The organism is Thiohalomonas denitrificans (assembly GCF_016841685.1).
Lineage (GTDB): Bacteria > Pseudomonadota > Gammaproteobacteria > Thiohalomonadales > Thiohalomonadaceae > Thiohalomonas > Thiohalomonas denitrificans_A.
The window spans coordinates 1-7,206 of the sequence record NZ_JAENYR010000121.1; the positions used below are offsets into that span (position 1 = coordinate 1).

7 protein-coding genes and 1 pseudogene are annotated in these 7,206 nt (G+C 55.6%); all 8 read right to left on the reverse strand.

From position 1 onward, the window contains the following. Position 1: 1 nt before the first annotated feature. Positions 2-619, reverse strand: a complete 618-nt coding sequence (locus Q7L05_RS16430) for a hypothetical protein (RefSeq protein WP_303909238.1) — start codon at positions 617-619, stop codon at positions 2-4. Between the two features lie 389 nt (positions 620-1,008). Continuing rightward, positions 1,009-1,953 (reverse strand): hypothetical protein, encoded by a 945-nt coding sequence (locus Q7L05_RS16435; protein WP_303909240.1) that lies wholly within the window; start codon positions 1,951-1,953, stop codon positions 1,009-1,011. Further along, complete coding sequence (locus Q7L05_RS16440) at positions 1,938-2,324, reverse strand: hypothetical protein (RefSeq protein WP_303909242.1); 387 nt, start codon at positions 2,322-2,324, stop codon at positions 1,938-1,940. Before Q7L05_RS16440 ends, Q7L05_RS16435 begins: the two co-directional genes overlap by 16 nt. 92 nt (positions 2,325-2,416) lie before the next feature. Continuing rightward, positions 2,417-2,599, reverse strand: a complete 183-nt coding sequence (locus tag Q7L05_RS16445) for a hypothetical protein (protein WP_303909243.1) — start codon at positions 2,597-2,599, stop codon at positions 2,417-2,419. Between the two features lie 72 nt (positions 2,600-2,671). After that, a complete protein-coding gene (locus Q7L05_RS16450) occupies positions 2,672-2,923 on the reverse strand; it encodes a hypothetical protein (RefSeq protein WP_303909245.1) in 252 nt (83 codons plus the stop codon). A 64-nt stretch (positions 2,924-2,987) separates the two neighbouring features. After that, positions 2,988-3,266, reverse strand: coding sequence for a nucleotidyltransferase domain-containing protein (locus tag Q7L05_RS16455; protein WP_303909247.1), 279 nt, complete (start codon positions 3,264-3,266; stop codon positions 2,988-2,990). Positions 3,267-3,293: 27 nt separating this feature from the next. Next, the gene (locus Q7L05_RS16460) at positions 3,294-4,226 is read right to left on the reverse strand and encodes a carboxypeptidase-like regulatory domain-containing protein (RefSeq protein ID WP_303909249.1); all 933 of its coding nucleotides are present in this window, start codon (positions 4,224-4,226) and stop codon (positions 3,294-3,296) included. Then, positions 4,223-7,206 (reverse strand): annotated as a pseudogene (locus Q7L05_RS16465) (hypothetical protein); the annotation flags it as partial. The pseudogene Q7L05_RS16465 and the gene Q7L05_RS16460, both read right to left, overlap by 4 nt.

The following is a 7,206-nucleotide window of genomic DNA, read 5'->3' on the forward strand; positions in this document are numbered from 1 at the left end:
ACTATGGTGTGCCTCGGGCAGCGTGAATTTGGACATCAAGCGAAGATCGCACCCCCCCATAGGGGCTGGCCCCTTTTAGTAACTTGCCGCCGACTATCTTTCCATCACTAACATGTCTTGTTAGATAAGCTGAGACTTCAGGGTGCTCGATGCTGCTGATCTGTATCTGACTACCTTTGGCTTGGACCTTGAACCGTCCTTCGGCGTCAGTCTTATAAAATGTGGGTCCGGTTCCGGGCGCAAAGGTACCGCCCCCTGCTACGATGAGATTAACCCGGGCCCCGACCACCGGGCGCCCATGCTGATCCACGACCTTGCCATACATCGTGATGGGCGCGTTGCGGTCCATGGCCATTTGCAGCATCCGGCCTGCACGGCCGCCCACCGCCTCGGCGAGCTCCTGCTTGGCCGTTTCCAGTACTCCCTGATCGCCCCGGGCTTCCGCTACCTTCACAGCTGCCGCCTTCGTTTTAACCTCTTCCAGTTTGGCCTCGTCCGGGCGATCTTGGTTCGCAATAGTATTCGGCCGCTCGGGTTGCGGCTCGCTCAGCAGCACCCACAATACGACCGTGGTTACAACCAAGATTATCGTGAAAAAGGCGATCGACGTTCGCTTCACAGTGACTGCTCCTAATTCAACTCGGGGTAAAGGCCGGAATAGACATCGTCAGCTTGCGGGTTTAACCGAAAGCTATGTTCCATCACCTGCAACCAATAGTCCTTCCGCCCCCGCGCCGGTTCGCTGAGATAGCCGTGAAACTCGGCGCTGTGGCCTTGGTTGGAGGCGGTGAAAGAACGATTATTTATAGATACAGAAATATCCAGGAACGAGGGTTCCGCACGGCGATTACCGCGCTGTGTGACATTGTGGGGGTGACCGGGAATGACGACGCGGCCTACCCTTAGCCATAATTCATCTCCTTGTCGGCTCGGTTCACCATGTCACGGCGGGAGGTTCCGTTGAGCGAAATACATCTAGTGGAGAACAAAATGAGACTGCCTTTATAATCAGGGATTCTTCACCCTCTGATCAAAAGAAAGCTCATTGAAAAGGTTTCTCGAGGTATCGAACTCCAGGTTTCGATCATTTGAAACAGGATTGAAGTAATACGTAAATCCTACCCAAGCGACCCCTGATTCGCCGTCCTTCATTCTTGGATCGAATGAAATCCCTTCATAAATTTTTGCGTAATGGCTCTCAATCAAGTCGCCTTTGGAGTCTCTCTCAGAGCGTATTCTCGCAAAATAGTATGCAGATCCCCCCTTCAATATAGGAGGCTCACCGGTAACCTTGAAAATGAATATCTTTTCCCCACCAACATAACCTGATTTTGGGGCTTCATGAGGAACGAGCAGGCGACTATAAGTTGTTAAAGGTTCAATTTCACGAAGGCCGTCGTCCGGCGACGAAAACCTCACCTTCAGAACCCCCTCCGCATTAAGAAAACTCTCAACACTACCCTCATACCAGAACAGAAAGTCTGGCACTACACCATCTCCATAAGGAGACACCCAGTCCGCCTTTTGCAGATCAAAACCAACCCACTCCTCGGCCACGGGAATCTCGCCTGAATACTTGATGGCATATAGAGGTATTGGATTGCGCTTTTCACGGAGCGTCAGGGTGATCTCTTGATCAGAATACTCCTTTTCACCAACCTCCTTAGTATTTATCTCCACGAGGGTTTCATAGTAACCGAGCTTTCCTGCTGTGACCCTTACTGGGAAAAATGATCGGCCCAAGAGTTTGGCGAACCCCTTTTCATCCGTGACTTGTCGCTCTACATGGCCATCACCAGGAACGACTCCCACAAAGTCACCACGCACGGACACCCCTTCCAAAGGCCTCCCATTCTCACCAACAACCGTGACGTCCACCTCAATCAGCGGGGTCAAGGCCGCCGTATACGCGGGCAGAGCAACCAGCATTAGAACTATCAACAGTCTGCGCATGCATCCAATCCCCCCAGCGTGATCATTTTCCGCCACATGACATGTGTATACGTCAATGCCACCGCTCGAAAATCACTGTGCCACCAATCGTCACCTTTCGGCTCATCCAACCGATCGGGTGGCCAGCCACCGTTTTTCATATCCATCATGTCGAAATTCTCGTATCCCAGGCGCGCTAATTCGTCTACCTTATTGGCCGCCGCCGCAAACGACCTTGCAGGAATTGCCTCCGCCAGCATCTTGAACTGCACCTTTTCGTCTTTCGCGAACTCGTCCGTCCCGGCATCTCCATTTGGCGCGAACAGGATGTCACCATCAAAGCTCTCGATGAGCGAATCCTCCTGCTCAAACCGTTTGAAAAACGGCTCCATACGCAGGTCAGACTCGGTCAGTTCAATCGCTTTCTGCGGACCGAGCGGCCACCAGTACGGGGGGTCTACCAAGGTCTCGCCATAGGCCTGATTTATCCCCAGCCCCCGTGCTGGCTACCCATCGAAGTAAAGATGAACAGTGCAGAACTTCCCTTGGCGATTTCCTGCGCCACCCAGGCGTGCCGACCTTTTTGGTTGTCAAAAGTGAACACTTTAATAATCACATCCCAGATGCTGCTGCTGACGGTTTCATTGGGGTTGGGGTTTTCGACCACATCCTCACCGCTGGAGTAGAAGTTGTAGGTCTCGGTGCCCAGTACACTCCGGAACCGGTCGGCCCAGGTTAATCATTTGCGCGAATCGGTAAACAGGTTATGCCAGCCGTCCGCAAAGAGCTTGTCCGAACCGTCCTGCTCCCGATAGGACTTCCAGGAATCTTCTGTCATGCGGCCAAGCATCTCCACTCCGTCCCACCCATGGGACTGACCGCTGGCGTAGGCCTCAATCGGAACGGCGGCATTGATCATGTAGTAACGGCTCGCGGGAAAGTCCGCATTGGCGATGGCGCTGGAGGCGACCATATTCCCGAGGCTAGACAAAGCTCAGCCGCTCGCGCAGCTTGTGTCCGGTGATGAAGGCGTATGGCTGCCACTCCAGTGCATCTCACGGCTCGAACTCCTCCGTGACCGCCAGGATGTCGTAGTCCGAGGCGTGACCCAAGCGCCGGTCGGGCTTCAGGTCCGCCGCCGCCTTCCAGTCCCCACGGGCGTAGGAGCCGAAAAGGATGACGAGGTGCACCGCTGGGCAGCCCTCGCGGATGAGAGCGACGAAGCGCTGCAGGTCTTCCTGTTTACGGATGGACAGGTGGGAAAGGGGGGCTTCATGTGCTTCTATTTTTGGGCAATCAGGGCCTTTGTAGCGTACAACTTGCCTTCTCGGCAAGATGAAAAACACCGGTTGCGAAAGCCGTTAAGGCTCTCTTACCTGCTGTTCATGCTTGAGGTCTTTGAAAAGATTTTCCCCGACGGCGAATTCCAAGTTTCGGTCATTGGGGGTCGGATTCAGATAATACATAAATTTAATGCTCGATACCCCGCCACGGAGACTCCTCAGGGAGTACTGAATATCCCCGTACAGCTTCCCATAGAGAGCACTTTCTATCTCTCCTTCTTTCGAAGTAACCGTTCGGATACGGAAGAAGTAGGTTTTCGCTTCATTTGGAACTAATTTCTGGTCCATGTCATAGCCAATCGCCTGAAACCATTTCATGGCCTTTAAGTGGTAACCACCAACGGGCGCCTCATACGGTGTTTTAAAACTGCTCTCCGGATACAGGCGATCGGTCTGCCGCATTCCATCCCCGTCATTGGGAAACCGCAACTTGAGTTCTCCGCGGGCATTATCAATCCCCAAGAACTCTCCCTCATAACGCAACAGAAGATCAGAAAAAACTCCCTTTCCGAAAGGAGACACCCAGTCAGCCTTTTGCAAATCAAACCCGACCCACTCCTCGGCGACAGGGATTTCGCCTGAATACTTGATCGCGTACAGAGGTATCGAGTTGCGCTTTTTACGCAGAACGACGGCAACTTTCTTTAGTCCCGCTTCTGTTTCGTCCGCCGGCGGCATTATTTTTTTTCCTCCAGGGTAATACCCCAGCTTCGATACCGAAAACGGCACCGCATAGACGGTTCGCCCCGAAACGACAGCTATTCCTTTTTCGTCAGTCAATTCAACATCGGTATAGTGATCTGTGGCACCGTAATAGACAGCCCCCACCCTGGCATCAGGCACAGGCGCTCCCGATTCGTCTGTGACCGTGACCTCGATTCTCACCACCGGAGCTGTAAATGCCCAAGCCGGTTCAAGAAAAAGCAACAGGAATAACGCAAACCATCTCATTCACCAAGCCCTCCAAGGGCGATCATCTTCTCCCACATCGGGCTCGTATAGGTTAAAGCCACAGCCCGGAAGTCACTGTGCCACCAAGGCCGGACACCACCGGTTTCGGCAGGCCGTTCTGTCGTCCAGAGACCTTGATTTAGATTTTTGTAGTCCATCATGTCGAAATTCTCGTATCCCAACCGCGTTAATTCGTCCATCTTATTAGCCGCCGCCGCAAACGACCTCGCCGGAATGGCTTCTGCCAAGAGCTTGAACTGTGTGTGCAGCTTGGCCGCTTCAGTATCGGCTGCGCTGTCCTGGTCCGAAGCGAAGAGGACATCGCCGGTGTAACTGAAAACCGCATCGTCCGGCTCGAACCGGCTGAAAAACGGCTCAAGGCGGAAGGTCTCTTTGTCGAGCGAAAGCACTCCACTCTGCCCGTCATAGGCTCCGTTGTAGCCCCAGCCGCCGTGCTGATGCCCCATCAAGGGAGCGATAAGCAGCGAATCACTGCCTTTGGCGATTTCCTGCGCCACCCAGGCATGCCGCCCCTTGTTGCCGCGTGACAAGGCCTCAATGAGGAGGTTCCAGATATGGCTTGTCACGGTTTCATTGGGGTTGGGGTTTTCGACCACATCTTCGCCGCTGGAGTAGAAATTGTAGGTCTCCGTCCCCAGTGCACTTCGGAAGCGATTGCCCCAGGTGAGGGCCTGCCGGGCGTCGGTAAACAACGTATGCCACTTGTCAGCGAAGAGCTTATCTGAGCCATCCAAGCCGCGGTACGGCTTCCAGCTATCTTCGGTCATCAACCCAACCATTTCGTTACCGTCCCGTCCATTGGTTTGCGAATGGGCATAGGCCTCAATCGGAACGGCGGCATTGATCATGTAGTAACGGCTCGCGGGAAAGTCCGCATTGGCGATGGCACTGGAGGCGACCATGTTCCCGAGGCTATGGGCGGCAACGGTCACATCGCCGGAGACAAAGCTCAGCCGCTCGCGCAGCTTGTGCCCGGTGATGAAGGCGTATTTCACCGCTTCGTGGTAATCGAGCCCGGTGTCACCGTGCCAGGTCACGCCCACAAAGCGGGCGTTTGAGCCGAGCTGGTGAAGGCGCTTGAAGGTCTCGGCATGCCAGCCCCGCGCCGCTTCCTGGGGCACGTTGTAGCCATGGATAAAGACGAAGTACTTGTCATTGGTGTAGGCGTCGGGATAGTTGGGGGGTGTACCGGATCGAGAGGCGCTTGCGTCATCGATGTCCGTTACTGCACTGCCGTTTTTGTCCACCACCACGTCAACCATATTCACATGCCGGAACATCTGCTCGACGCCACTGGACTCAAGCGGTAGCTGAATGACGCCGACCGTCTCACCGTTGCGGCTCACCGCCAGCTCAAGGGGTTCGGATGTGGCCCTTCGCGCCTCCAAAAGCAGTACCCCTTTACTCTCTGAGGCCTCAATGCGATTTAGAAAGGAGGCCTGCAGGCTCAAACCGGTTTCGGTAACCCGCCTCTTTTCCGCCTCCTCCGGCGGGGCGTCAAACTGCGGGCCGAAGCCACTCAAAAGGAAGTCGGTAAGGAAGTCACCGGCTTCTTCAAAGTCCAGGTCCGAATAAACGACGTTGAAAGCGGCATCGCTGTGGCGCAAAAGGTAGTCATACCCCTCGCGTGGCGGATAGGCTTTGAGCACCGAGCGTACTTCAAGACCTATGGGAAAGAAGTCGACCAGGTCCGACTTCCAGTTGACCCGCCCTTCCTGAAAGTCGGCGACCAGGTTCGAGCCCTGTTCGAAGGTCGGCGACTGTCCCGGCACATCACTCAATCCGTAGGCCACCTCACCGCTGTCATCGTCATCGTTGATCCACAGCCGAAAAGGCTTCTCTACGTTAACCTGGTCCTCTTTGTCAGAGGAGATTATGCCGTCACGGTCCAGGTCCACCAGAATTTGCGGAAGCGGCCCAAAGGCATACTCCCACAGCAAATTAGCCGAGTCGTTGTTGCTGTAGAGGCGTAACGTAAGCATATCGTCTGGATCAACCCGACCCAGGTGTTCCAGGCTTTCAAAGCGGATGGTTTGGTCATCTCCGAGTACCGCAGTAAGCTCCTGTTCGCCCAGAGCAAAAACGAGTTCTCTCTCCCCCTCGTAGCTGAAAGCTCCCAGCGCGGGCTGCCCCGGCGCATAGAGATCGTAGTAGGCCTCCAGGTACTGGTCAGAAAGCATTATCAGCGGCTCTTCAGCTGACAGGATATCGGTCACATCACCGGCCATATCGGCGCGGCGCACGGCCTGGACCTCCAAGTCATAAATGCTGAACTGAAACTCCGGCCGGTAGGCCCACTGGTAGGCGGGCTCGGGTTGTTCGAGGTCGAGGTTGGGGTCGGCTTCGTTGGTTTGACGGTAGGCCTGGAGTTTGAGGCCGGAGGCCTCTTCGTCATAGACCGGCACCTTGAACGGCACGAATTGGTCGGGGCGGTAGGTCAGGATGCCTTCGTTGACGCCGGTGCTTCCGAAGTCGGGGTTACGGTCTTTCGGCTCGCCGGAGACCTGCAGGTACAGGTGCTGGTTGCCGATGTTCTCCTCGGGCAGGCGGATGACCTGGAGCTGGCGGCCGGGCTTGATGGCGAATTGCGAGAGCTGGTTGGCGCCGCTGCCGGTGACGGCCGCCAACTGGTTGGCCTCGACCACCTTGGCAAGACGGGCGGTGTAGCCGTAGTCGCCGAGGGCTTCGGGAAGCGGCCGTCCGTTTTCACCATACCATTCGGTGTAGATGTTGATGGTGGTGTCGTCGGCCAGGCCCGCGCCCTCGAAGCCGATACGGCTCTCGCGGGTCTCGCCTTGGGTGAGGCCCTGGTCGATGGTGCTTTTGCGCTCGGCCCAGATTTTGAGGTTGGGCGGGCCCATCACCAATTCACTCATGGCGAAGGCGATTTGCCCGCCGCTGCTTCCGTCGTCGGCGGACTTCAGGGTGGTGGTGACCTCGCCGACATAGCCGCTGGCGC

What these genes read in the sequence shown, in the direction of transcription:
- Q7L05_RS16440 (WP_303909242.1), bottom strand. Translation starts at nt 2,324, where the DNA reads ATGGAGCCGTTTTTCAAACGGTTTGAGCAGGAGGATTCGCTCATCGAG.
- Q7L05_RS16435 (WP_303909240.1), bottom strand. Translation starts at nt 1,953, where the DNA reads ATGCGCAGACTGTTGATAGTTCTAATGCTGGTTGCTCTGCCCGCGTAT.
- Q7L05_RS16460 (WP_303909249.1), bottom strand. Translation starts at nt 4,226, where the DNA reads ATGAGATGGTTTGCGTTATTCCTGTTGCTTTTTCTTGAACCGGCTTGG.